General features: G+C 72.0%; 19 protein-coding genes. 10 read left to right on the top strand and 9 right to left on the bottom strand.

Going from position 1 to position 24,768, the window contains the following annotated elements; genetic code table 11:
- The first annotated feature begins 14 nt into the window (after window positions 1-14).
- From OV090_RS26735 to OV090_RS26755, 5 genes are all read left to right on the top strand, one after another.
- The gene (locus tag OV090_RS26735) at window positions 15-1,859 is read left to right on the top strand and encodes a SpoIID/LytB domain-containing protein (RefSeq protein ID WP_267707447.1); all 1,845 of its coding nucleotides are present in this window, start codon (window positions 15-17) and stop codon (window positions 1,857-1,859) included.
- Between the two features lie 131 nt (window positions 1,860-1,990).
- Entirely contained in the window at window positions 1,991-4,183 is a 2,193-nt protein-coding gene (gene rlmKL / locus OV090_RS26740) for a bifunctional 23S rRNA (guanine(2069)-N(7))-methyltransferase RlmK/23S rRNA (guanine(2445)-N(2))-methyltransferase RlmL (RefSeq protein ID WP_267707448.1), read from the top strand.
- Window positions 4,184-4,372: 189 nt separating this feature from the next.
- On the top strand, window positions 4,373-5,377 hold the full coding sequence (locus OV090_RS26745) for a DUF4215 domain-containing protein (protein WP_267707449.1): 1,005 nt from the start codon (window positions 4,373-4,375) through the stop codon (window positions 5,375-5,377).
- A gap of 107 nt (window positions 5,378-5,484) precedes the next feature.
- The gene (locus OV090_RS26750) at window positions 5,485-6,744 is read left to right on the top strand and encodes an OFA family MFS transporter (protein WP_267707450.1); all 1,260 of its coding nucleotides are present in this window, start codon (window positions 5,485-5,487) and stop codon (window positions 6,742-6,744) included.
- 82 nt (window positions 6,745-6,826) lie between these two features.
- Window positions 6,827-7,516, top strand: coding sequence for a hypothetical protein (locus OV090_RS26755; protein WP_267707451.1), 690 nt, complete (start codon window positions 6,827-6,829; stop codon window positions 7,514-7,516).
- A gap of 137 nt (window positions 7,517-7,653) precedes the next feature.
- Here the strand turns inward: OV090_RS26755 and OV090_RS26760 are convergent, their stop codons facing one another.
- From OV090_RS26760 to OV090_RS26780, 5 genes are all read right to left on the bottom strand, one after another.
- The gene (locus OV090_RS26760) at window positions 7,654-9,282 is read right to left on the bottom strand and encodes a hypothetical protein (protein WP_267707452.1); all 1,629 of its coding nucleotides are present in this window, start codon (window positions 9,280-9,282) and stop codon (window positions 7,654-7,656) included.
- Between the two features lie 152 nt (window positions 9,283-9,434).
- A complete protein-coding gene (hxsB, locus tag OV090_RS26765) occupies window positions 9,435-10,943 on the bottom strand; it encodes a His-Xaa-Ser system radical SAM maturase HxsB (protein ID WP_267707453.1) in 1,509 nt (502 codons plus the stop codon).
- On the bottom strand, window positions 10,940-11,167 hold the full coding sequence (locus tag OV090_RS26770) for an HxsD-like protein (protein ID WP_267707454.1): 228 nt from the start codon (window positions 11,165-11,167) through the stop codon (window positions 10,940-10,942). The genes hxsB and OV090_RS26770 overlap by 4 nt, the downstream gene beginning before the upstream one ends.
- Window positions 11,164-11,646, bottom strand: coding sequence for a His-Xaa-Ser system protein HxsD (hxsD, locus tag OV090_RS26775; RefSeq protein WP_267707455.1), 483 nt, complete (start codon window positions 11,644-11,646; stop codon window positions 11,164-11,166). The genes OV090_RS26770 and hxsD overlap by 4 nt, the downstream gene beginning before the upstream one ends.
- A 117-nt stretch (window positions 11,647-11,763) precedes the next feature.
- Window positions 11,764-12,375, bottom strand: coding sequence for an NADPH-dependent FMN reductase (locus OV090_RS26780; RefSeq protein ID WP_267707456.1), 612 nt, complete (start codon window positions 12,373-12,375; stop codon window positions 11,764-11,766).
- Window positions 12,376-12,422: 47 nt separating this feature from the next.
- Between OV090_RS26780 and OV090_RS26785 the strand changes: the two genes are divergently transcribed.
- Entirely contained in the window at window positions 12,423-13,760 is a 1,338-nt protein-coding gene (locus OV090_RS26785; RefSeq protein WP_267707457.1) for an FAD-binding oxidoreductase, read from the top strand.
- A gap of 168 nt (window positions 13,761-13,928) precedes the next feature.
- Here OV090_RS26785 and OV090_RS26790 read toward each other — a convergent pair whose 3' ends face one another.
- Window positions 13,929-14,372 carry an RpiB/LacA/LacB family sugar-phosphate isomerase gene (locus tag OV090_RS26790; RefSeq protein WP_267707458.1) on the bottom strand — a complete coding sequence of 148 codons (444 nt, stop codon included), beginning with the start codon at window positions 14,370-14,372 and terminating at the stop codon, window positions 13,929-13,931.
- Between the two features lie 77 nt (window positions 14,373-14,449).
- Here OV090_RS26790 and OV090_RS26795 point away from each other — a divergent pair, with 77 nt between their 5' ends.
- Together OV090_RS26795 and OV090_RS26800 are read left to right on the top strand one after the other, a co-directional pair.
- Window positions 14,450-15,190, top strand: a complete 741-nt coding sequence (locus OV090_RS26795) for an SDR family NAD(P)-dependent oxidoreductase (protein WP_267707459.1) — start codon at window positions 14,450-14,452, stop codon at window positions 15,188-15,190.
- A gap of 51 nt (window positions 15,191-15,241) precedes the next feature.
- Window positions 15,242-15,724, top strand: coding sequence for a hypothetical protein (locus tag OV090_RS26800; protein WP_267707460.1), 483 nt, complete (start codon window positions 15,242-15,244; stop codon window positions 15,722-15,724).
- 99 nt (window positions 15,725-15,823) lie between these two features.
- On the opposite strand, the gene OV090_RS26805 is transcribed toward OV090_RS26800, so the two are convergent.
- Window positions 15,824-17,578 (bottom strand): ATP-binding protein, encoded by a 1,755-nt coding sequence (locus tag OV090_RS26805; protein ID WP_267707461.1) that lies wholly within the window; start codon window positions 17,576-17,578, stop codon window positions 15,824-15,826.
- A gap of 162 nt (window positions 17,579-17,740) precedes the next feature.
- On the opposite strand from OV090_RS26805, the gene OV090_RS26810 reads away from it, so the two are divergent.
- Window positions 17,741-19,318 (top strand): MYXO-CTERM sorting domain-containing protein, encoded by a 1,578-nt coding sequence (locus OV090_RS26810; RefSeq protein ID WP_267707462.1) that lies wholly within the window; start codon window positions 17,741-17,743, stop codon window positions 19,316-19,318.
- 352 nt (window positions 19,319-19,670) lie between these two features.
- A complete protein-coding gene (locus OV090_RS26815; RefSeq protein WP_267707463.1) occupies window positions 19,671-20,897 on the top strand; it encodes an MYXO-CTERM sorting domain-containing protein in 1,227 nt (408 codons plus the stop codon).
- 101 nt (window positions 20,898-20,998) lie between these two features.
- On the opposite strand, the gene OV090_RS26820 is transcribed toward OV090_RS26815, so the two are convergent.
- Together OV090_RS26820 and OV090_RS26825 are read right to left on the bottom strand one after the other, a co-directional pair.
- The gene (locus tag OV090_RS26820) at window positions 20,999-22,180 is read right to left on the bottom strand and encodes a radical SAM protein (RefSeq protein ID WP_267707464.1); all 1,182 of its coding nucleotides are present in this window, start codon (window positions 22,178-22,180) and stop codon (window positions 20,999-21,001) included.
- Window positions 22,180-24,708, bottom strand: a complete 2,529-nt coding sequence (locus OV090_RS26825; protein ID WP_267707465.1) for an aspartate kinase — start codon at window positions 24,706-24,708, stop codon at window positions 22,180-22,182. Before OV090_RS26825 ends, OV090_RS26820 begins: the two co-directional genes overlap by 1 nt.
- Window positions 24,709-24,768 lie beyond the last annotated feature (60 nt).

Here is a 24,768-nt window from a genome sequence, read left to right on the forward strand (position 1 = left end):
TGGAGGTGTCTGTCATGACCCGCGCCCCGTTCGTCGTGCTGCTGTCGCTCTCGGCCTGTGATCCCGCGCAGCCGGACGGGGAGGTGGCGCGGACCGAGGTCCTGGATGGCCTTTCGGACCTGTCGGAACAGCCAGGCGCGCCGCGCGGCATGGCGCCCACGAAGGACAAGGGCTCGCCGCTGCCCGAGCCGCTGGCGGCCGTGCCGACGCCGATCGGCCAGGCCTACTGCAACATCGTGGTCGAGGGGGTGTCGCGCGCGACCGAGACCGACTACCTGCCGCACGTGATCACCTGCGAGAACGGCGGGGCCAACCTCGAGGCGCTCAAGGCCCAGGCGATCGCGGCCCGCTCGGTGGCCTACTACGCGATGGCCAACGACGGCCAGATCTGCGACGGCCAGGGCTGCCAGGTGTACGGCTGCGGGACCGAGCCGAAGCAGGTCGCGTACGACGCGGTGGCGGCGACTGCCGGGCAGTACCTGTCGTACAACGACTGGCTGACGTACGCCTTCTACGTCGCGGGCGACAGCCAGCAGCCGGCGAGCTGCATCGACACCGACAACGGGACGGCGTCGGCGACCGAGAAGTGGGTGACCTTCAACGAGGGCAACACGGTCTACGACGTCGACCAGACCGAGCTCGGGTTCGTGTTCCCCGAGGACCTCAACTCGAGCGGCTACGGGCAGAACCGCGGCTGCATGTCCCAGTGGGGCGCGCGCTGCCTCGAGAACACGAAGGGCTACAAGGTCGCCGACATCCTCCGCTTCTACTACGGCGACGACATCGAGATCTTGCAGGCGCAAGGAGCGTGCGTGGTGCCGCCGAACACGCCGGCCGAGGGCACGCTCGACGCGGCCGACTGCGCGGCGGGGGTCCAGGGCTGGGCGTGGGACCCGGATCAGAAGGACACGCCGGTCGACGCGATCGTCAGCTTCATGGCGCCGCACGGCGATCCCAACGCGATCGAGGTGACGGTGAAGGCGGACCAGCACCGCGACGACCTGTGCCAGGTGCTGGGCTCGTGTGCGCACGGGCTGTCGCTGGGGCTCCCGCGCAGTCTGCTCGACGGCGCGTCGCACCCGGTCTACGTGTACGGGGTCGACCTCGGCGGCGACGAGCCGACGCAGCTCGACGGCAGTCCGCTGCAATTCGCCTGCGCGCCGCCGGAGCTGCCGCCAGGGGTGCGCCGCCACGTGCCCGATCCGGCGGCGCTGGAGGCGTGGTCGCTGTCGACGCTGTGGCAGATGGCCAAGGTCGACGACGCGACGCTGAACGCGATCCCCGAGTGGCAGGCGATCGCCGGCGCGCCGGCGCTGGTCCAGGTCGCCGGCGACCCGACGCTGTGGCTGGTCGACGTCGGCTTCCGCCGCCGGATCGCCAGCGCCGAGGTGGCGGCGGCGTGGCAGTTCGACGCCGCGACCGCGCAGACGATCCAGGCGGCTGACCTGATGGCCATGCCCCAAGGGACAGATGTGTGGCCGGCGCCGTTCCTGGTCCAGGGGACAGGTTCGGCGGTGTACATGCTCGACGATCCGCAGTGCCCGCCGGACGGCGATCCGTCCGATCCGCTGTGCCCGGTCGAGGGCGGGACCACCGGGGGCACGGGGGGCGGCACGGGGACGGGCGGGGACGAGACCGGCAACGAGGTGCCGACCACCGACGGGATCCCCGGCAGCGGCGGCGAGCCGTCGTCGACCGGCGGCGAAGCGACCGGCCCGGCCAGCGGCGGCGCGCTGCCGCCGGGCTACGGCCAGGACGACGGCTGCCGGATCGGCGGCGCGGCGCAGGGCGGCCTGGCGCCAGGTCTGTGGGCCCTGCTCGCGCTCGCCGGCGCCCGTCGGCGCCGCAGACCGGCGTGAGCGAGGCCCACGTCGCAGATAGCGCACCGCGCTGGATGTCCGTGAGGTCAGCTCGCACGCCCGGCGCAAGTCGACGCACGCACCGGCGGACTCGCGTGCGCGCGCGAAAGTCGCTATAGCCCGGGCGCCACGTGAACGAGCACAACTTCTTCGCCAGCGCCCCGCAAGGCCTCCTCGAGCTGCTCGCCGACGAGCTTCGCGCGCTCGGTGCGACGGCGATCCGGCTCCAGCCGGCCGGCGTGTACTTCCGCGGGCCGCTGGTCGTCGGCTACCGCGCGTGCCTGTGGTCGCGGCTGGCCGGACGAGTACTGCTCGAGGTCGGCGTCGGGCCGGCACGCGACGCCGACGAGCTGTACACGACGGTGCAGAGGGTCGACTGGCGCCAGCACATGTCGGCGCGCGGGACGATGGCGGTCGACTTCACCGGCGCCAACGCGGCGATCGTCCACACCCGCTTCGGCGCGCAGCGGGTCAAGGACGCGATCGTCGACCAGTTCAACGCCAAGGCCGGGATCCGCCCCGACGTCGCGGTGAAGCGCCCGGACGTGCGGGTCAGCGTCCACCTGCGCAAGCCGGCGTCATCTGGCATCAAGGGCATGTTCCAAGAGACATCCCACGACGAGGCAGTGATCTCGATCGACCTCGCCGGCGAGGGCCTGCACCGCCGCGGCTACCGCGAAGAAGGGGCCGAGGCGCCGATCAAGGAGAACCTGGCGGCGGGGATGCTGATGCGCGCGGGCTGGCCGGCGCTGGCGGCCGCGGGCGCGCCGCTGGTCGACCCGATGTGCGGCTCGGGCACGCTGCTGATCGAGGCGGCGCACATGGCCTGCGACCGCGCGCCCGGGCTCGGGCGCGAGTACTTCGGTCTGCTCGGCTGGCGCGGCCACCAGCCGGCGCTGTGGACCGAGCTGCTGACCGAGGCGCGCGCGCGCGCGGCGATCGGGATCAGCAAGGTGCCGCCGATCTTCGGCTACGACGGCGACGCGGCGGCGGTCAAGGCGGCGGTCGCCAACGCGGCGCGGGCCGGGCTCGGCGGGCGGATCCGCGTCGAGCGGCGCGAGCTCGCGGAGCTCGTGGCCCCGGAGACAGGTCCTTCGGGACAGGAACGAGAGGCCATGGGGCTGGTCGCCACCAACCCGCCCTACGGCGAGCGGCTCGGGGTCCGCGCCGACATGCCGGCGCTCTACGAGCTGCTGGGCGAGCGGCTGCGCGATCACTTCGGCGGGTGGAAGGCGGCGATCCTGGCGCCCGACCTCGAGCTCGGGCACGCGATCGGCCTGCGGGCCGAGCGGCGCCACGTGCTCTACAATGGGGCGATCGCCGTCAACCTGCTGCGCTTCGACGTGCCGCGCGAGGCCCCGCCGCCGCGCAAGTTCACCCGCAGCGAGGGCGGCGAGGCGCTGTTCAACCGGCTGCGGAAGAACCGCAAGCAGCTCGGCAGCTGGGCAGCGCGTCACGGGCTCGAGGCCTACCGGCTCTACGACTCCGACATCCCCGAGTACGCGATTGCGGTCGACCTCTACCGCGACTGGGCCATGGTCCAGGAGTACGCGGCGCCGGCCGAGATCGATCCGGTGCGGGCCGCGGCGCGCCTGCGCGAGGCGCTGCGCGTGATCCCGGACGCGCTCGAGATCCCGGCGACGCAGGTGGTGTGCAAGCGTCGCGAGCGGGCCAAGGGCGGCGGGCAGTACGGCCGTCGCGACGACGCGGGCGACATGCTCGAGGTGCGCGAGGGGCCGGGTCGCTTCCTCGTCAACCTCACCGATTACCTCGACACCGGGCTGTTCCTCGACCATCGCGACACCCGCGCGCTGGTCGGCCAGACCGCCCGCGGCAAGCGGTTCCTCAACCTGTTCGCGTACACCGCCTCGGCGTCGGTCTACGCCGGCAAGGCAGGCGCGCTGTCGACGACGTCGGTCGACCTGTCGAGCACGTACTGCGCGTGGGCCCGCCGCAACCTCGAGCTCAACGGGCTGCGCGGGCCGCAGCATCGCGTGGTCGAGGCCGAGTGCCGCGAGTTCATGGCCCGCGAGCTGCGCCGCTACGGGGCCATCTTCCTCGACCCGCCGACGTTCTCCAACTCGAAGAAGATGGAGGGCGTGCTCGACGTGCAGCGCGACCACGTGGAGCTGATCCGCGGGGCGGTGCGCCTGCTCGAGCGCGACGGTGTGTTGATCTTCTCGACCAACTACCGCCGCTTCCGCCTCGACCAGGAGCGCCTGGCCGACCTCGACATCGAGGACCTGTCGGCGTCGACGATCCCCAAGGACTTCGCGCGCAGCCCGAAGATCCACAAGTGCTTCCGGATCACGCCCCGGCGCTGAGCGACGGCGAACCGCGAGCGGCACCTGTCCTTTCGGAAAGCTTCCCCGTCAGCCGCGAGCGAGCGTGACGTCGACGGGGCCGCAGGGAGAGGTGGCGGCGGCAAGCGCCTCGTCGTCGGGCGTGAAGGTTGTCACGAGCGCGGACAGGCACGCTTGGCACGCGCGCGCGGCTGTGCCATAGGCCGCGGCATGCACGTGCGGAGCTTCGTGGCGTTCCTGTCGTTGTTGCCGGCCTGCGGCGGCGATCCGGCCGACACTGGGCTGACTGTCGGCATGTCGGCGAGCGGGGCGACGTCGGCGAGCACGAGCACGAGCACGGGCGATGGGACGACCGCGGGCGACGAGACGGACGGGCCGACGACCGCGAGCGACCCGACCACCGGCGACACGACGGCCGTCGCGCCGACGACGACCGAGGCGACGTCGACCTCGACCGGGCCTGGTCCTTCGGACATGTGCGGCAACGGCATCGTCGAGGGCGAGGAGGAGTGCGACCTCGGGGCCGCCAACGCCGACGACGCCGCCTGCACCGCGGGCTGCGAGCTGGCGGCCTGCGGCGACGGTCTGGTGCGCGACGACGTCGAGCAGTGCGACGACGGCAACCTCGCGCCGGGCGACGGCTGCGACCCCGAGTGTCAGTTCGAGAGCCAGGGCGAGGACACCGAGGTGGTGCTCGAAGGCCTCGCGTTGATGATCCCGAGCGACCTCTACGACGGCAGCCAGGCCTCGATGGTGTGCGTCGATCTGGCGATCGCCAAGGTGGGGGTGGTCCACGACGTGCGGATGAAGATCGGGGCCGACCACCCGCACGTCGGCGACCTGGTGTTCAAGCTGTGGAGCCCGAAGGGCACGGTGCTGACGCTCCTGAGCCTGCCCGGCGGCGCGGAGGCGGCCGACGACGGGATGTCCGACAGCACCGAGAACTCGGACATCGATCCGGTGTGGCCGGTGGCGTTCCGCGACGACGGCACCGACGCCGAGTTGATGGGCCACACGATCGGCATCGACCAGGCGGTATGCCGCGACGACGGGGTCTGCGAGTACGCGCCGAGCCCTGGCGCCGGGCCCGGCGAGGACTTCGGCGACTTCGTCGGCGAGCCGTCCGAGGGCACCTGGCGCTTCTGCGCCGGCGACTCGGCGTTCGCCGACAAGGGCACTCTCGAGTCGGTGACGCTGACGGTGGTCGTCGGCTGAGCGCGGCGATCCACGCGCGGGTGTCCCCGCGGGCGACGCGAACGCCGACGAGGCAAGCGGCGACGGGCGGCGGTGCCGACGCGCCGCCGATCTGGCATCGTGGAGGCGTGCGCAGCCGCTGGACGATCCCGCCCGCCGCCGTGGCGATCCATCTGTGTGTCGGCTCGGTCTACGCCTGGAGCGTCTTTAATAAACCGATCGAGGCGCTGCACCCGGCGTGGCCGAAGGGGGCGGCGGCGTACACTTTCTCGATCGCCATCGCGCTGCTCGGGCTGTCGGCGGCGTTCGGCGGCACCTGGCTCGAGAGACATGGCCCGAAGCGCGCGGCGACTCTGGCGGCGTGCCTGTTCGCCGGCGGCCTGGCGCTCGGCGGGCTCGGGGTGTGGCTCGGCTGGTTGTGGCTGCTGTTCGTCGGCTACGGAGTGGTAGGCGGCGCCGGGCTGGGGCTAGCGTACGTGTCACCGGTCAGCGCGCTGGTGAAATGGTTCCCCGACCGGCGCGGGCTGGCGACGGGGATGGCGGTGCTCGGCTTCGGCGGTGGGGCGCTGATCGCCGCGCCGGTGAAGGAGCGGCTGATCCAGTCGGTCGGGGTGGCGTCGACGCTGTGGATCCTCGCGGCCGTGTACTTCTTCGTGATGATGGGCGCGGCGCGGGCGCTGGCTCGCCCGCCCGACGGCTGGCGCCCGGAGGGATATGTCCCAAAGGCCATCCAGCTCGGCGGCGAGCCGGAGCTGACGATGCCGATGGCGGTGCGCACGCGCCAGTTCTGGCTGCTGTGGGGCATGCTGTTCATCAACATCAGCGCCGGCATCTCGATCCTGGCCCAGGCGTCGCCGATGATGCAGGACATGTTCCAAAGGACACCCGAGCAGGCGGCCGCGATGGTGTCGGTGATCGCCGGCTTCAACGCGTTCGGCCGCATCTTCTGGGCGTCGCTGTCGGATCGGATCGGCCGGCGCGCGGTGTTCTCGATCTTCTTCGCGGTCCAGGCGGCGCTGTTCGTGACGATCCCGCAGCTGGCCGCCGGCGGGCAGTGGCAGCTGTTCCAGCTCGCGGTGGTGGTGATCTTCACGATGTACGGCGGCGGCTTCGCCACCATCCCGGCGTTTTTGGCCGACATGTTCGGCGCCCGCAACGTCGGCGCGGTCCACGGGGTGATCTTGACCGCCTGGAGCGCCGCGGGCGTGGCCGGGCCTATCCTCATCACGTCGATCCGCGAGTCCCAGCTCAAGGCGCTGCCGCCCGGCGGCTCGCGGGTCGAGCTGTACGCGTCGACGCTGCAGATCATGGCGGTGGCGCTGCTGGTCGGCCTGGCGCTGACGCTGGCGGTGCGGCCGCTGGCGCCCGCGAGCGCGAGGCCGGCGTGAGGGTCATCTGGCCTGGGGGACAGGTCGGGACGGTATTCGGCGGCGGACTTGCGCGGGGCAGCGCGGCGTGCGAAGTGGGTGTATGCACGCGTGTCTCCTTCGAACTCCGGCGCTGGCGCTGGCGCTGGCGCTGGCGAGCTGCGGCGGCGACGGCAAGACGACCGCCTCGGGCAGCACGACGGGCACGAGCACGACGACGGGCACAAGCACGACGACCGGCACGGGTACGACGACCGACGCGAGCCCGACCACCGGCGAGGCCAGCACGACCTCGGAGACGACCACGTCCGGGGCGACGACGGGGGTCACGACGTCGACGAGCACGACGACCGGGTCGACCACGGCGGTCTTCAGCACCGGGCCCGACGAGACGCCCGGCGAGACCGTCGGCGAGCTCGGCTGCTGCCTGGCGCCGATGCGACCGGACTGCGCCGACGCGGCCTGCTGCGCCGGCGGCAAGTGGTCGTGCGCCGAGTGCGACGCGCCGGGCGAGGTGTGCCCGCCGGCGTGCTGCGATCCGGCTGCGAAGCCGCCGTGCTTCGAGGGCGCGAGCTGCTGCGAGGACGGGGCGTGGGCCTGCAACGACGACGGAGGTCAGTCGACGTGCGCGGCGCCCGGCGATCTGTGCCAGAGCGAGGCGTGCTGCGTGCCAGGGACCGAGCCGGACCCGCCCTGCGTCGAGGGCGCGAGCTGCTGCGAGGGCGGGGTGTGGGAGTGCAACGACGACCTCGGCCAGCCCGTGTGCACGGAGCTCGCGCCGCTGTGCGAGTGAGGCGCGGAGAGCCTTGTTGCCCGTGCCCTTGAGGACATGGACCTTCGAGCATGCTCCTCACGCCATGTCCCGGAGAACATGTTCGCGTCGCCATGTCGTTTCCGACATCCGCGGTCGGGACGGCCTGCTCGCCGCGCTCAAGCGGGGAACGGCGCCTCGAAGCTCGTAAACGCGTGGTGGACGCGGACCGCGTCGGCGCGGTCGAGCGCGTCGACCATCTCGGCGGCGGCGGCGGAGCGGTCGTCCGCGACCGCGAGGACGGCGGGGGCCAGGTTCACGAGGTCGCCGACGCCGCTGGCTCGCTCGAGCGCGGGCTCCAGCAGCGCCAGCGCCTCGGCCAGGTGCCCGAACTCGGCCAGCTCGACGAGGAGGGGCGCGAGCGCGTCGGACCGCATGGGTGCGAACTGGGCGAGCGCCAGCGCGGTCTCGATCCGGTCGGTGGCGAGGTAGGCCGGCACGAGGCCGGGCTGGACGGCCTCGATCAGCGAGACGAGCGCCTCCTCGCCGACGAAGGCGCGCTCCATCAGCGCCTCCGCGCGGGCGACGTCGCCGCGGCGGGCGAAGGCCGTAGCGGCGTGAAAGATCCTCACCCCGCGGCGACCGATCCCGAACCGCGTCGCCATGTCGGGCGCGGCGCACCACTCGTCCAGCGCGCGCGCGAGGGCCCGCTCGCCGCGGGGCGTGAACCATTTCTCGTCGATCTCCGGCTCGAGAGTGCGGGTCCCGGCCTGGACGTCGGTGAGGAACTGCCGCTCCTTCTGCAGCACCGCGGCGTGATCGGCGGCGATCGAGGCGGCGAGGGTCAGGAGCTCGGCGCGGGCTCGTGAGCGGTCATGTGCGCCGCGCAGTGCGATCAGCTCGAGACGCGCCTCGTACACCTCGAAGCTGGTGATGAGGCCCAGGGCGTACTGCTCGTCGAGCTCGGCCGCGCCTGCTTCGGCCCGCGCGCGCCACTCGGCGGCGCGCGGATGATCGGGCGCCAGGCGAGCGACGAGAGCGTCACGGGCGACGCTCTCGCCGGGCCACCGAGCGAGCGCGGCCTCGACGTCGCCGCTGCGCACCAGCGCGACCAGGACGTCGCGCCGCACGAAGAAGTCGAGCTCCGGTGCGATCGCTTCGAGCTCGCCCGCCGCGGCCGCGCTGGCGATCACGGCCCGGCTCACGTACAGCGGCAAGGGGCCGCGTAGGTCGACGAGCTGTCGGGCGGCCTCGGCGGCTGCGAGGTCGCCCCGGCGCGCATGGACGATGCGCAGCGCCGCCGCCATGGCGCAGCGGCTGGCCTCGTTGCGGTGCGGCAGTACGCGCGCGAGCGTGGCCAGGTGCGCGGCTTCCTCGGCCTCGGGCAGCCGCGCGCGTACGAGGTACCACGCGAGGTCGGCCGTGCCTCCGAACTCGCCCAGGCGCTCGTACACACGCTCGCGGGCGACGGCGGCGACGGCGGGATCGGTAAAGTCGTCGACGAGGAGCAGCTCGACGAGGTGGCTCTCGTGCGTGGCGCAGGCGTAGCCCTCGCGCAGTGCGGCGGACACGAGCTCCGGCCGCCCGCGCGCCGCCTCGGCGAGCCGGCTCAGCGCGGTCGCCCGCGCGAACACGCTGTCGACGCGGAACCCTCCCGCCCACGCCCGCGCGAGCGCGACGTCGCCGACAGCCAGCGCCACCTCGCCGAACGTCCACCCGAGCGCGTGGACGTAGTCGATGACGGCGCGGCCCGGCAGCTCGTCACACCAGCGCTCGAGGCAGGTCTCCGCGGTCGACTCGTGGGTCACGGGACCGAGGGTAGCAGAGGCGCTTCAGCAGTGGGCCGGGCCGGGGGCCGATGGCGGCGAGTGACGTGGCCCGAGGGGCCTCTCCGGGGATGCCCGTTCGGGCATGCTCGATCGGGCATGTCCGCACAGGCATCCGAAAGCGCAGCCCGACCTCACGGCGCCGGCTGGACGAAGTGATCGCGGCTGCGGACGGTGGTCCAGCGGTCGAAGATCGCCAGGGTCTCGGCGTCGGCCTCGGCCAGCTTCTCGAACAGGTAGTCCTGGATGCCCTTGTGCACCGCGCAGACGTTGCTCTCGCGCATGCGGCCGAAGATCGAGCCCTGGCTCTTGTGGTTGAAGCTGGGGATCGTGCCGCAGTAGGGCTGGTAGGTGCAGTGGAGGCAGTCGGGCTGGCCGTCGAGGTTGGAGGCGATGGTCATCGCCCGCACCGTCTCGTGGCCGACCAGCTCGCGGAAGCTGCTGGTGCGCACGTCGCCGAGGTGGAACGTGTCGTCGCCCATCTCGTGCAGCATGCGGCCCTCGTCGCAGGTGAACACCTGGCCGTCGTAGTTGTAGGCCAGCGCGCCGATGCCCGCGCCGGAGGGGCTGCGCAGGTCGAGGAAGTTGGGGTCCTCGCCGCGCAGGATCTTGGTGAGGAAGATGCTGGCGTAGCGCTCGAGGATCTGCACGCCCTGCTTGTTGAGCTCGATCATGTAGTCGACCGCGCGGCGGTAGTACTGCATGTAGTCGCCGCGCGGGTACTCGAGGCGCTGGCGGGTGCGGTCGGCGAAGCCGAACGGGTCGATGGCGCGGAGGAACAGCGCCTTGCAGCCGAGGCCGACGTAGGTGTCGACGACCTCCTTCCACAGCGGCAAGGTCTCGCGCGTGGTCGTGAGCAGCGCCTCGACGTGGTAGAGCGTCGGGTCGAGGCCGGCGGCGGCGTAGGCCTCGTTGATCCGCTTGATCCAGCGGACCGCGCGCTGGTGGGCGTCCTGGGTCGGCAGCTTGCGCTGGGCGTTGTGCAGCTTCTCCGGCCCGTCGATGCTGGTGCACAGCTGGACGCGGTGGGCGATCAGGTACTCGAGCTTGGCGTCGTCGAGCAGGGCGAAGTTCGAGACCATCGTGAACTGCAGCCGCTTGCCGTGGGCGCGGTTCTGGTCGACCGCGTACTCGATGGCGTGCTTGACGACGTCGAAGTTGACGAGCGGCTCGCCGCCCTGGAACTCGATGGTGACGAACGGGCTCGGGCTGCGGAACACCAGGTCGATCGCGCGCTCCGCTGTCTCACGGGTCATGTCCGTATGGACCTGGTCCATGTTGGCCCGCGAGGCGTGGCAGTAGACGCAGGTCTCGTTGCAGCGCAGGGTGACGACGAGGATGTGCAGGTTGGGGCCGCCGGCGAGGAAGCTCTTGCGGGCCCGGATCCGCTCGGCCGCGGCGCGCACGTCGTAGTGGGCGCGCAGGAAGTTGCCGGCCTTGAGGCGGGCGTGGAGGTCGCTGTCCTCGGGGACATGTCCCTCGACGAACTGGGCGAACTCGGGGGCGGTCAGCAGCAGCCAGTTGCCCTCGAGGTTGGTGACGAGGACGCGGTCGCCGACGGCGCGCCAGCGGAAGTAGGCCTGGGTGCCGGCGCGCGGGCGCAGCTGCACGAGGGAGGGAGCTGGCTGAAGGGACAGGTTCACTTGGCGCCTCCGCGCTGGACGGTGAGGCCGAGGGCGTGGTTGCCGAGCTCGCCGCGCAGGCGCCGGGCGAGGTCGGGGTTGGTCGGGCGCATGCGCACGACCCAGTGGTCGTCGGTCTGCTCGAGGTCGAAGGCGGCGAAGCGGGCGAACGCCTTGACGGCCTGGTCGACGGCCTCGCCGCTGTAGAGCTGGCGGGAGAAGCGGAGCTCGTGGACGTCGCTCACGGCGCGCCCTCGCTCTCGGACTTGGGCGACTTGCGGCCGTGCTTCTCCTCCCACGACATGGCGATCCCGAGCGGGTCGTCGAAGCCCTGGTCGCTGAAGTCGAACTTGGCGAGGTCGTCGAGGCTCGGCTGGCCCATGGCGCCGGCCAGCGCCTGCATGGTGGCGGTCTCGATGAGGACGCGGTTGTCCTGGGCGATCTGGTGGCGGAAGGCGCAGGACAGCAGCTCGTTGGCGAACTCGCCGATCAGCGCGCGCAGGGCCTCGGGCGCGGCCGCGCCCGCCTTGACGGTCAGGACGACGCGCACGCGCGCGGGCTCGGGCCTGTCCAAAAAGACATAACAGCGATCGATGAAGACGTAGGCGGCGCCGTAGATCGCGGGGAGCGGGTAGAGCTCCTCGTCGACGAGGAAGTGGACGGCGGCGGCCTGCTCGTCGGCGACGACGAGCCCGGCAGGGGCGCCTTCGATGGGCGTGGTCATGACGCCGGGCACGATATCACGCGGCCGCGCGGTCACGAGCGCGGCCGCGAGAGTTGAGACACGGGCCTCACGGCGAGATCGTGGCGATGCGGGGCCCGGGACGAGCCCGGTTCGCGGCTACGTGTGGGCGCCGGCGACGCCGGCCTCGACGCCGGGGCCGAGGCGGCGGGCCGCTTCGAAGGCGCCGCGCACGACCGGGGCGTAGCGGACGACGTCGTAGGCGACCCGGCGGATCCGGTCGGCGACGAGGTTGTTGACGAGGTTGCCGGCGGCGTCGAAGTCGACGGTCCGCGCGGCCACGTGGTACGGCAGGGTGAAGCCGTGGCACCAGGCGAAGCTGGTCTTCACCGCGGTGATCGACATGTCGCCGCCGCCGCCGCCGGTGACCGCGAGGACGCCCGCGAACTTGCCGGCGAGCTCCTCGTAGAGGAAGTCGAACCAGTTCTTCAGGCAGCCCGACATGTTGCCGTGGTACTCGGGCGTGCAGATGACGAAGCCGTCGGCCCACGCGGCGTGGCGGCGGATCATCTGCACCCCCGGCAGGTCGTCCTGGCTGCGGTCGCCATAGACCATGACGGGGAGGGCGAGCTCGTGGAGGGGGACGACCTCGACGGTGGCGCCGGCGGCCGCGACGGTCTCGGCGGCGATGCCGACGACGGCGCCGACGCGGCTCTCGATCCGGCTGGAGCCGCTGACGATGGTGATCTTGGCGCTGCTGCCGACGGACACGGCGCGAGCATAGCGGACCGGCGAACGCTGCTCTACACTGCGAGCGCGTGAGCGACCGCGACGAGCCGACAGTGGCGGGATGGGGCAACCTCGCAGTGCCCGGGCACGAGGTGCTGAGCGAAGACCTCGAGCGCGCGACGTCGGACGCGGTCCTGAGCCGCGGGCTGGGCCGCTCCTACGGCGACTCGTCGCTGCCGCCGCCGTCGCGCCGCGAAGTGGTGGGAACGCGCCTGGCCGATCGAATCCTCCACTGGGACGGGCGCACGGGGCTGCTTCGCGCGGAAGCGGGCTTCTCGCTGTGGGAGTTCAACCGCCTGTTCCTGCGCCGCGGGTGGTTCATCGGCTCCACGCCGGGCACACAATTCGTGACTCTCGGCGGCATGGTGGCCTCCGACGTGCACGGCAAGGGGCACCACAGTCACGGCTGCTTCGGCTCGCGTCACGTCCGCTCGCTGCGCATGCGCGTGCCCTCCGGTGAGCTGGTCGAATGTTCACCCGAGCGCGACCCCGAGCTGTTTTGGGCCACGATCGGCGGGATGGGTCTGACGGGTCACATCCTCGAGGTCGAGTGCCAGACACAGGCGATCCCGTCGCCGTGGATTTGGAGCGAGTCCGAGCGGGTCGACGACATCGACCAGTTCATCGACGGCCTCAAGGAGGCGGGCAAGACCTGGCCGTTCACCGTCGGGTGGATCGACTGCCTGTCGCGCGGCAAGCACATGGGCCGCGGGCTGCTCGATCGCGGCCGCTGGGCCACGCCGGAGGAGACGGGCGGGCGGCCGCTGCCGGTCACGCGCCGGCTGACGCTGCCGTTCATGTTCCCCGAGTGGGTGCTGCGCTGGAAGCTGACCACGCAGGCGTTCAACACCATGTGGTACTGGCGCCACGTGCCGCGGGTGAAGAAGAAGCTGTGCCACCCCGACAGCTTCTTCTACCCGCTCGACGCGATCCTGCGGTGGAACCGGATCTACGGCCGCCGCGGCTTCACGCAGTATCAGTGCGTGCTGCCCGACGAGGCCGGGCGCGGCGCTGCCCGCCGCTTCCTCGACCTGCTGACGCGCCGCGGCGGGGCCTCGTTCCTGTGCGTGATCAAGGACGCGGCCGCCGAGGGGCAGGGTATGCTCAGCTTCCTCCGGCCGGGGATCTCGATCGCGGTCGACTTCGCCGTCCGCGACGACACCCAGAAGCTAATCGACGCGCTCAACGAGCTGGTGATCGCCGAGGGCGGGCGCATCTACCTGTCGAAGGACGCGTTCACCCGCCCGGAGCACTACGCGGCCATGGACCCGCGCCTGCCGCAATTCCTGGCCGTGCGCGACCGCATCGACCCCGAGCGGACGATCCGCTCGGCGCAGTCGGTGCGCATGTTCGGCGACCCGCCGTGAGGCTGGCCCGGCGGGCATGTCCTGGCGGGCATGTCGGATCGGGCATGGTGCTCGGAGCATGTCGTGAAGGGCATGTCGTCGGGGACATTCCCACGTGTTCAAAAGTACATGGCGCGTAGGACATGGCGCCTGCGACATGGCGCTTGCGATATGGCGCTTGCGACATGTTCAACGGCGGTGGCGGCGGTCGACGGCGGCGAGGCGGGCGACGCCCTCGCGGCCGCGGTCGCCGGGGTCGGTGGTGAACCAGGCGCGCAGGATCTCGTCGGCGAGGTCGTCGGTGAGCAGGCGGTGCGACAGGCACAGCACGTTGGCGTGGTTCCACACCCGCGCCGCGGCGGCGGTGGTGGCGTCGGTGCACAGGGCGGCGCGGATCGTGGCGACCTTGTTGGCGGCGATGCAGGTGCCCGTGCCGGTCCAACAGAGGAAGATCCCCTCGTCGCACGTGCCGGCGGCCACGGCCTCCGCAGCGGCCTCGGCCGCCTCGGGCCACGAGACATCGCCGCCGGTGAAGGCGCCGAAGCGCACCGGGGTGTGGCCGTGGATCTCGAGGAGCCGCAGGAGCGCGGCATGGACGGGGTAGGTCTCGTCGGCGCAGACTGCGATCTTCACGACCTTCCCACCTAGCGCGGGCGGGCCGGAACGCAAGCCCTTGCGCGCGTGCGCGGCACCTGCGAGCCTCCCCGGGCATGCGAGTGGTGTTCCTCGGAGCCACCAAGGGGATGGGCCGCGCGCTGGCGCGACGCATGGTCGAGCGCGGCGATCGGCTGTTCCTGCTCGGGCGTGAAGGCGAGGAGCTGCAGCGCAGCGCGGCCGACCTGGCGGCCCGTCACCCGCAACATGCGCCGGTCGGGACGCACGCGTGCGACCTGGCGTCGTCGGCGACCTTCGCGGCGGCGCTCGACGCGGCCGAGGCGGAGCTCGGCGGGTTCGACACGGTGGTGGTGACCGCGGGGCTGTTCGCCACGCAGGACGCGATGGAGGCCGACGTGGCGCTGGCAGAGCAGGTGCTGGCGGTCGACTTCACCGGCACGGTGGTGTTCTGCGAGCACGCCCGCAAGCGCCTGCTGGCCCGCGGCGGCGGGACGCTGTGCGTGTTCTCGTCGGTGGCCGGCGAGCGCGGGCGCAAGCCTGTCGTGCTCTACGGGGCGGCCAAGGCCGGGCTGTCGCGCTACCTCGAGGGGCTCGACCACAAGTTCCGCGCCCAGGGGCTGCGTACGGTGACGGTCAAGCCGGGGTTCGTGAAGACGGGGATGACTGCCGGCCTGAAGCCGCCGCCGTTCGCCGGGGAGCCCGAAGCCGTCGCTCAGCAGGTGCTGCGGGCGATCGACGGCGGGCTGCCGGTCGTGTACACGCCGTCGATCTGGCGCTGGGTGATGCTGGTGATCCGCTGGCTGCCGCGCTTCGTGATGCGCAAGATCGGGTTCTGAGGCGGGGCGGATTGTTGGCGCCGGTCGGAGCGGGTGATACCGTCCGGCGTGATGATTCGTAATCTCGTAGGTTCCTTCCTCGTCACGCTGTCCCTGGCCGGGGCTCCGTTCCTCACAGGCTGCGCGGGTAGCCGGGCCTCGGTCATTACCCCCGAGGAGGTCCAGACCCATGGCACGTATACCTTTACGGCCCCGCCCGCAGAGGTGTTTGCCGCCACGCTCGGCGCCCTCAAGACGCTCGGCTATCCCATCGCGGTGACGAACGAGGAGAAGGGCATCATCAAGACGGAGCGGAAGTTCATCCGCGCGATGGCGGTGGGCGGGAACTACTCGGCGCAGGCGATCGACTTCACGCGTCAGTACTATCTCCGCCTCGAGTCGAGCGACGGGGCTAGCACCTCGGTCACCGCGGATCCCAAGGTCTACATGGGCGAGCGCGACGTCAGCGGCGACAAGGTGTGGGTGCTCGAGGGGCCGGAGGGCGAGCGCGAGCTGTGGAAGCGGCTGTTCACCGAGATCCAGTCGAACCTCTAGTGCCTGCGCCAGCGGACATGTCTGAACAGACACGTCCGTGAGGACGAAAACGAAGGGACATGCTCGCGCGAGCATGTCCCTTCGCGCATGCTCCGAAGGTCAGGCGGCGGCGAGGCGGGGCAGCCACAGGATGACTGCGGTGCCGCCGCCCTCGCGGGCCTCGATGCGGAGGTTGCCGCCGTGGGCGTCGATGATCTCGCGGCACAGGGGCAGGCCGAGGCCGGTGCCGGTGCGCTTGGTCGAGTAGAACGGCAGCAACACCTTGGGCAGCAGCTCGGGCGGGATGCCGGGGCCGCGGTCGAGGACCTGGATCTCGTCGCCCTCGCGGTGGGCGCGGAGGCGGAGCGTGACCTCCTCGGGCGGACCGCCGGCCTCGACCGCGTTCTTCAGCAGGTTGATGAGGGCCTGCTCGATCTGGCTGCGGTCGACCGCGTTGACGGTGTTGAGGTCCTCGGGCGCGGCGTCGATCTTGAACTGGACCAGCTCGTCGAGGCGGTCGATGAGGCTGCGCCACTTGGTGCTCTCGAGCCGCGGGCGGGGCAGGCGGGCGAATTGGGTGTAGCCCTTGAGGAACTCGCCGAGGTGCTTGCTGCGCTCGGAGATGGTGTCGATGATGCGGTCGAGGCGGGCGTCGCGGGCCTCGGCGGCGTTGATCAGGCGGGCGGAGTGGAGCAGGGACGAGATCGGCGCGAGGGTGTTGTTGATCTCGTGGGCGATCAGGCGGATGACCTTCTTCCACACCTCGACCTCCTGGCGCGCGAGCTCGCGGGTCAGGCGCTTGAAGGCGTAGGCGGTGTGCGGCCGGCCGCTGATCTGCACGTTGCGCATGACGAGGTGGTAAGCCTCGAAGTCGCCGCCCTGGTGGTCGACGGTGAAGATCGAGTCGCGGCCGCGGCCGACGGCCTCGCGCAGCTCGTTGGGCAGGCCGGTCAGGAGGTCGGCGAAGCGGGCGCCGACGAGGCGGCTGTCAGGTAACTTGAGCCATGTCTGCGCGGCCAGGTTGGCGTAGTCGACGGCGCCGTGCTCGTCGCACAGGATGTAGGCGGTCTCGGTGACTGCGAGCAGGGTCTCGAGCAGGATCTCGCGCTCCTCGAGCTCGAGCTTGGTCTGGCGCAGCTCGGACAGGTCGGTGATGACGCCCTCGATCGCGGTCGGCTGGCCGGCAGCGTCGAGCACGCCCTGACCCTGGGCCCACAGCCACTTGCAGGCGCCGGAGGCGGTGTGCAGGCGGTAGGTGACGCGGAACGGGCGGCGGTCGCTCAGGGCCTGCTGGACCTGCTCGCGCATACGGTCGCGGTCCTCGTGATGCACGAGCCCGATCAGCTGGACGCGGCCGGAGATGAACTCGTCGGGGGCGTAGCCGGTGAGGTCGTAGCAGCCCTCGCTGATGAACTGCATCGACCACTCGGGATCGTTGGCGCAGCGGTAGACGACGCCGGGGAGGTTGGCGAGCAGGGCCTGGAGCGAGCTCTGGCTGTCCGAAAGCGCAGGTACGACGCGCTCGCGCAGCTTGAGCGCGGCGGAGATCCGGGCCGACAGGACGGCGCGGCTGCACGGGAGGACCGCGAAGTCGCTGGCGCCGGCGCCGACGAGGACCTCGGCGCGCCCGTCGTCGTCGGTGAGGGCGAGGATCGGCCGCGGCAGCTGGGCGAGCGCCTCTTCCACGCCGACGAGGTCGCAGGTGTCGAGGATCGTGAGGCCGATCCGCGCGCGGTCGTAGCCGGTCGTGAGATCGGTGACATGCACGACGGGGCGGCCGCGGGCGCGGAGCAAGCTGTGGAGGTCGTCGAAGAGGGCCGGGTCGCGGGTGACGACCAGGACGGCGGGCGAGACGTGGGGATCGGCGGCTGTCACTGGGGTGGCCCGAGGCGCTGCGGCTGCGGAGCGCCGGTCGTGGCGACAGGGTACCCGCCCGCGATCGCGGTGAGAAGTCGCCGCGTCAAGGCGCGGGCGCGCGGGCCAAAGACGGCCCAGACGGGGCTTTACGGCCGCGTCCGCCGCGGGTAGCGTGGGACCATGTTGACTTTCGTCGCTGGTTTGTCGATCGCGGTCGCGTCGCTGTCGCTGGAGGACGCGGCCGCGGCGCCGCTGCCTCGTATCGTGCCCGGAGCGCCGCTTTCGGCCGACACGCCGTGGGCCCTGGCGCCCGCGGACGGGCCGCGCAGCCACTTGGAATCGCTGTTCGGCGAGGGCTACGACCCGACCCTGGTGGCCCCGCTGCGCGACGGCAACCTGGTCTACGACGGCGAGAGCCTGGCCCTGAGCTTGCTCGACCAACAGGGCTTGCCGCTGCCCGCGCTCGATCATGAACCGACGGCGGGGATCCTCTACCTGGCGATGGACGGGATCACGTTGCGGCCCAAGTGCAACGGGTTCCACCCGCAGACGGCCAACGCGGCGCTCAATTGCTCGCCGCTGGTCGGCAAGGAGACGGTGTTCCCGAAGCCGCCCGGCGGCGAGAACACCAAGGCCGTGGTGATGCAGAAGCTGCAGAACTACTACGAGCCGTTCAACCTGGTGATCACGACCAACCGCCCGCCCGACTACCTGCCGTACACGATGGCGGTGATCGGCGGGACGTCGCAGAACGCCGGCCAGGGCAACGGCGTGTGCGGGATCGCCAACGTCGCCTGCGACGGGGCCAAGCGCAACCACGTGTCGCTGTCGTTCCCCGACAGCTGCGTCGGCGTGACCGCCGAGGTGGCGGCGCAGGAGACGGCGCACAACTGGGGCCTCGAGCACACCGACGTGCAGCAGGACCTGATGTATCCGTTCGTCGCCGGCGGCAGCTCGTTCCGCGACGATTGCATGGACATCTCGCACGCGACCGGCAGCGGGGTCACGCAGTGCACGTACGTCCACGAGCTCTACTGTCCGGAAGGCCAGGGCGAGCAGCAGAACTCGCACGGCGAGCTGCTCGGGGTGTTCGGAGCGCGCGCGGCCGACACCGTGGCGCCGGAGATCCTCAGCGTGTCGCCGGCCGACGGCACGACGTTCACCGTCGGCGAGTCGTTCCTCGTGACCGCCGACGTGACCGACGACAACAACATGCTCGGGGTCAAGTGGAGCTGGCTCGAGGGCCTGCCGCCCGACTTCGCCGAGACCGGCTACTCGCGCTGCACCAACGACGTGTGCAACGACAAGTACGCGGCGTGGCGCCCGATCGACGACCCGTGGGACTTCATCCAGCTGACCAAGCCGCCGGCCGGCACGTACACCTTCAAGATCGAGGTGATGGACGCGTACGGCAACGGCGACAGCCAGACGCTCACCGTCACGGTGGCGCCCGCGGAGGGGACGACCACGGGCGAGCCGGGCACCTCCGGCGACGACACCAGCGGCGGTGACGACACGACCGACGGGCCCGCGCCGACCACCAGCGCCGGGACCTCGGAGGGCGACGACACCGGGCCGGCAGATCCGAGCGGAGGGACCGGGGTCACCGGCGCGACCGGGGCCAGCGGCCTGACGGGCGACGACGGCGGCGAGGGCGAGGACGGCTGCAACTGCCGCACCGAGGACGGGCCGCGGGCCTCGTGGCTGCTGCTGCTGGCGGGGCTGCTGCCGCTGCGCCGCCGGGCCCGGCGCGGTTGAGCCGTCGGCGCCGGCTGACCGGGTCGTTCATACAGGAACGAAAGGCCCGGTTCGCAGGGACAGGTCGTTTGGCGCAGGGATGAAAGGCCATGTCCTCATGGACATGGCTTTTCGTGCATGTGAATCGGAGCGCTCGCTACCGTCGCGCTCTCCCGGGCTCGGCGTGGGCGTGGCCCGCTCGCCGGTTCCCGGTAGGCGAGAGGAGGTCCCCGGGGCGGATCGCCGGACCGAGCGGTCATGGCCTGACACCGGCGTCGTGGCGTTGCCGGTGTTCCCGACGGGCCAGACCGGCCGGTGAGGTCGGGCGCACGCCTCCGCGGCCCGTGGCACGTGACGTGCAAGAGTCCCCGCCATGGCTTCCAATTCTGCAGCGATCAAAGCGATGTCCCTCGCGCTGGCCGGCGCGGCCCTGGTTCCGAGCGAGGCCGAGGCGTGTTCGCCGGACTACTGCTCCTACGTCGACGGCTGGAGCTCGCTCGAGGTGGTGAGCACCTCGATCCCGACCGACGGCGTGCTGCTGCTGCAGGGCGTGCGTCACGGCTCCATCCCCGAGGAGGACTGGCTCGACAAGGTCGACCTGACCGTGACGCGCGACGGCCAGCCGATCGCGGGCGCGGTCGAGGCCTCCGGAGTGCGCGACGTGCTGCTGTGGCGACCCGCCGAACCCCTCGAGCCGGGGGAATTCAACGTCCTGGGCAGCCTCGACAACCCCGACGTCCCTTACTACGAAGGCTGCGCGCCGGACCTGCTCGAGCTCGCCTTCGGCTTCACGGTCGAGGCCGATCCGTCCGCGCCGCTGAGCGCGCCGAAGGCCTCGATCGTGGAGAACCTGCTCGTCTCCGAGAGCGAGGACCTCGAGGACTTCGTGTGCTGCGACGGGGCGTTCCCCTACAGCTACGCGTTCGACTGCGGCGGCTCCGGCACGTACGTCGAGTGGAGCGAGGGCTTCTGCGCGGCGCAGCGCGGGTTCGGCAGGCTGCATGTGCAGGTCAGCGTCGAGGTCGATCTGCCGCCCTCGACCGACGCGCTGGTGGTGCGCGAGCTTGTGGTCGACGGGCAGCCGATTCAGCCGCAGTTCTACAGCTCGCTGAACTTCAGCGACTCGAAGCCGTTCTGCGTGGCGGCGCGGCTGCGCAACATCGCCACCGGCGAGACGGTCCTGTCCGAAGAGACATGTCATGGGGCCGACATGGCGGCGCAGCTCGGCGACCACGCGGTCGATCCGTCGGCGGCCCTGGCGGCCCAATGCGCCGCGGAGGCCTACACCTGCGCGGTCGAGAATGACCAGTGGGACCCGTCGCAATGCACGCCGTGGCCCGCGGGCGAGGCGACGACGAGCGACACCAGCGGCGACCCGACCGAGGGGCCGACGAGCGGCGGGCCGGACAGCGAGGGCTCGGACGGCAGCGAGGGCAGCGAGGGCAGCGAGGGCAGCGAAGGGCCGGCCTCCGGCGGGCAAGGCGAGCTGGTCGATCACGGGTGCGCGTGCGACAGCACGACGCCGAGCCCGCTCGGGGCGCTGATGCTGGTCGGGCTCGGGCTGCTGCGGCCGCGCCGGCGCCGGCGCGTGCTCGGCTGAGGTGCGGGAGTCTTGGGACATGCTTTTATGGACATGGCCTGAAATGCATGGGCATTGGGCCATGCTTTCATGGCCATGTCCGAATCACCATGTGCGAGAGGTCAGGCGCCGTCGTCGTCGCGGCCGGGCTCCTGGCGCACGCCGAGGGCGTCGGCCTTGCGCGCCTCGGCGCGGCGACGGGCCTGGTAGAGGCGCACGCCCTCGACGGTGATCTGGCCGACCGCCGGGCCGTCCGGGGCGCGCGGCGGCGCGGCGGCGGGCTCGGCCGAGACGGCGGTGCGGGCGGCGCCGTGGCGGCGGAACTCCTCGCGCCAGGAGGACAGGCTGCGGTCGGAGACGGTGGGGTCGCTGGGGTCGTCGAGGATGGCGCGCACGACCGGCTCGGGGTCGACGAACTGCGGCGCGAGCTCGGCGGGATCGTAGGCGGCGCCGCGATCGAACAGGCCGCCGCAGATCGGGCGCAGGCGGCAGACGCCGCACGCGGGGGCGTAGAGGTGGCCCCAGGCGGTCTGACGCACGGTCTGCTTGTCGTCGAGGAAGTGGACGACGCGCTCCTCGCCCTTGACGATCTTGCGCGTCTCGGTGCTGGCCCACGCGAACTCGCCCATGTAACACAGCGGGACTTTTTCGACGCGGAAGGTGCGGCCGCTGGCGTGCAGCAGCCGCATCGCCCGCGCGAGCGAGAGCTCGAACTGCTCGAGCCGCGGGACGAACTCGGCCTGGTTGACCTCGGCCCGGCCCATCGAGGGGTCGAGGTTGTTCCACACGAAGTGGCGGACGTACGGGTGGTGGGCGAGGAAGTGGCGGATGTTGCGATCGAGGTGATCGGCGTTGAGGCGGTTGATGACGCAGTTGACGTGGACGTCGATGCCGACCTCGTGGGCGCGCTCGAGGGCGGCGAAGGCCTTTTCGAGGGTGCCGGGGGCGCCGCGCAGGCGGGCCTCGATCTCGGGGACGACGGAGTAGATCGAGACGTGAACGCGCCGCACGCCGGCGTCGGCGAGGGCGCGCGCGAAGGCAGGATCGGCGAGGCGCGTGCCGTTGGTGATCAGGCGGACGTCGAGGCCGCGGCCGCTGGCGTAGGCGGCGATCGCGGGCAGCTCGGGGTGGAGGGTCGGCTCGCCGCCGGTGAGGATGACGCCGAAGTAGTCGCGGGCGACGAGGTCGTCGACCAGCGCCTGCATCGACTCGAGGGTGTGGACGTAGGGGGTGGCGGGGTTGCTGCAGAACCCGCAGAAGTGGTTGCAGTGGCGGACGACCTGGATGTAACCGAGGTTGGCCATCAGCGCCCACGCAGCGACATGGCGATCTTGAGGATGTCGGTGAGCACGCCGGCGGCCGTGACTGCGCCGCCGGCCCCCGCGCCCTGGACGAGCAGCGGGTAGGCGCGGTGGCGATCGGTGGTGAAGGCGACGAAGGCCTCGGTGCCGCGCAGGCGCGCGGCCGGGTGATCGGGCTCGACCTCGACGGGGCCGACGCGCACGGCCGGGGCGCCGGCGGGGGCCGACGGGTCGATCTGGGCGAGGTAGCGGAGGACGCGGCCGGCCTGGCGCATGCGCTCGATGCGGGCGGCGACGGCGTCGTCGTGCTCGGCGAGGGCGAGGAAGAACCGCTCGAGGTCGTCGTGGCCGAGCGCCTCCGAGGGGGCGAACGGCTCGATGGCGACTGCGTCGAGGTCGAGCTGCATGCCGAGCTCGCGCGCGAGGATCAGGGCCTTGCGCGCGACGTCGAGGCCGGACAGGTCGTCGCGCGGGTGCGGCTCGGTGTAGCCGCGCGCGCGGGCGTCGCGGACCGCGTGCGACAGCGGGACGCCGCGCGACAGCTCGCCGGCGAGGTAGCCGAGGGTGCCGGAGAAGCTGCCCTCGATGCGTAGGATGGTGTCGCCGGTGCGCACGAGGCCCTTGAGGGTGTCGATGACGGGGAGGCTGGCGCCGACGGTGGTCTCGTACTCCCACCGTCGGTGCCGCTCTCGGGCCATGTCCATGAGGCCCTGTCTTATGGGCCAGGTAGCGGCGAGGGGGCGCTTGTTGGCGCTGACGACGTGGATGCCGCGCGCGAGGGCGGCCTCGTAGACGGCGGTGGTGTCCTCGGCGGTGCAGTCGACGAGGATCGGGACGGGCAGCCGGCGCAGGCGATCGAGGAGGGCGGGGATGTCCGGAGGGACATGTGATTCCTGCAGGCGAGCGTCCCAGCGCGCGAGCGGGATGCCGGCGGGGTCGAAGACTGCGCGCCGGCTGTCGGCGAGGCCGGCGAGCTTGATCAGGACGTCCTGGTTGCCGGCCAGGGCCTGCTGCTGGGCTGCGAGCTGGTAGAGGAGTTCGCGGCCGACGGTGCCCTTGCCGAGGACGAGGAGGTTGACCTCCTGGGCGGCGAGGTTGAAGGCGGCGTGGACGGTGCGCACTGCGGTGGCGGTGTCTTCGCCGTCGATGACCGCGGAGATCGAGCGCTCGCCGGCCCCCTGGGAACTGGCGCGGACGAGCACGCCGATCTGGCCGAGAGCGCCGAAGAACCGGCCGGCGACGTTGGGGGTGCGGCCCATGGCCTCGCCGACGAGGGTGAGCAGGGTGACTGGCTCGCGCACGCGGATCGGGGCGAGCTCGATCGGCTCGCCGTCGGGGTTGCGCCCGAACTCGGCGGCGAGGGCGGCCTCGGCCCGCGCAGCGTCGCTGCGGGCGACTGCGACTGCGACGGCGCGGTCGCGCGGGGCGGAGGTGGCGACCCACACTGGCACGCCGGCGTTGGCCAGGGCGCGCAGGGCTCGCTCGCCGATCCGCTCGTGACCGAGGCGCCGCCGCGTCTCGAGGTCGAGGAGCGCGAGGTCCTCGGTCGAGACGACGCACACCGGGCGCCGCTCGTCGCGGGCGCCGACGGCGTCGATGAGGGTGCCCGGATCGTCGGGGCGGGCGGTGTTGCGGACGCGCAGCGGGATCTGGGCCTCGATCAGCGGGGCCATGGTGCGCGGGTGGAGGATCATGCCGAGGTCGCCGAGCTCGAGCGCCTCGGCCTGGCTGAGGTGCGCGACCGGGTAGGCCTCGAGCACCAGCTCGGGGTCGGCGGTCATGACCCCGGAGACGTCGGTCCAGATCTGCAGCTCGGCGGCGCCGAGGATCTGGGCCAGCAAGGCGGCGGTGTAGTCGGAGCCGTTGCGCCCGAGGGTGGTGGTGCGGCCGTCGCGGGTGCGGCCGAGGAAGCCGGTGTGCACGCTGACTGCGCCGCTCCACGCGGCCGACAAGGCGCCGAGCTGCAGCGCGGAGGCGCCCAAATCGGGGGTGGCCTGGCCGAAGCGGTCGTCGGTGACGGTCCAGTCGCGCGCGTCGACGCCGACGGCCGGGACGCCCCGCGCGGCCAGCAAGGTGCGCACGACCAGGACGCTGGCCCGCTCGCCGAACGACAGCGCGAGGTCGCGGGTCTGCAGGGTCCGCTCGCGCACGAGGCCGACGCCGAGCAGGAGCTGCCGCAGCGGGCGCATCAGCTCGGCGATCCCGAGGGACAGGTCCTCGGGGACATGTCGCAAGAGACCTGCGCGATCGAGCCTGTCCGTGAGGTCACGCGCGACGTTGACGACGAGCGCCTCGATGGCGTCGACGTGCGGGTCGCCGGGCAGGCCGGCCGCGGCCGCGTCGACTGCGGCGATCAAGCGGTCGGTGGTGTCGGCCATGGCCGAGACGACGACGGCGACCGGGCCGTTGTCGCGCTCGCGGGCGATGAGATCGAGGGCCTGGAACAGGCGATCGGCGGCGCCGACCGAGCTGCCGCCGAACTTCATCACGCGGAACGGACGGGCCTGGCCGGGTTCGTGCTGCGGCGTCATGCGCCGGGAGGATATCGGAAGCGGACCCAGACGGGCAGCCGCGGCGCGGCGACCGGCGCT

The organism is Nannocystis sp. RBIL2 (assembly GCF_026626745.1).
Lineage (GTDB): Bacteria > Myxococcota_A > Polyangia > Nannocystales > Nannocystaceae > Nannocystis.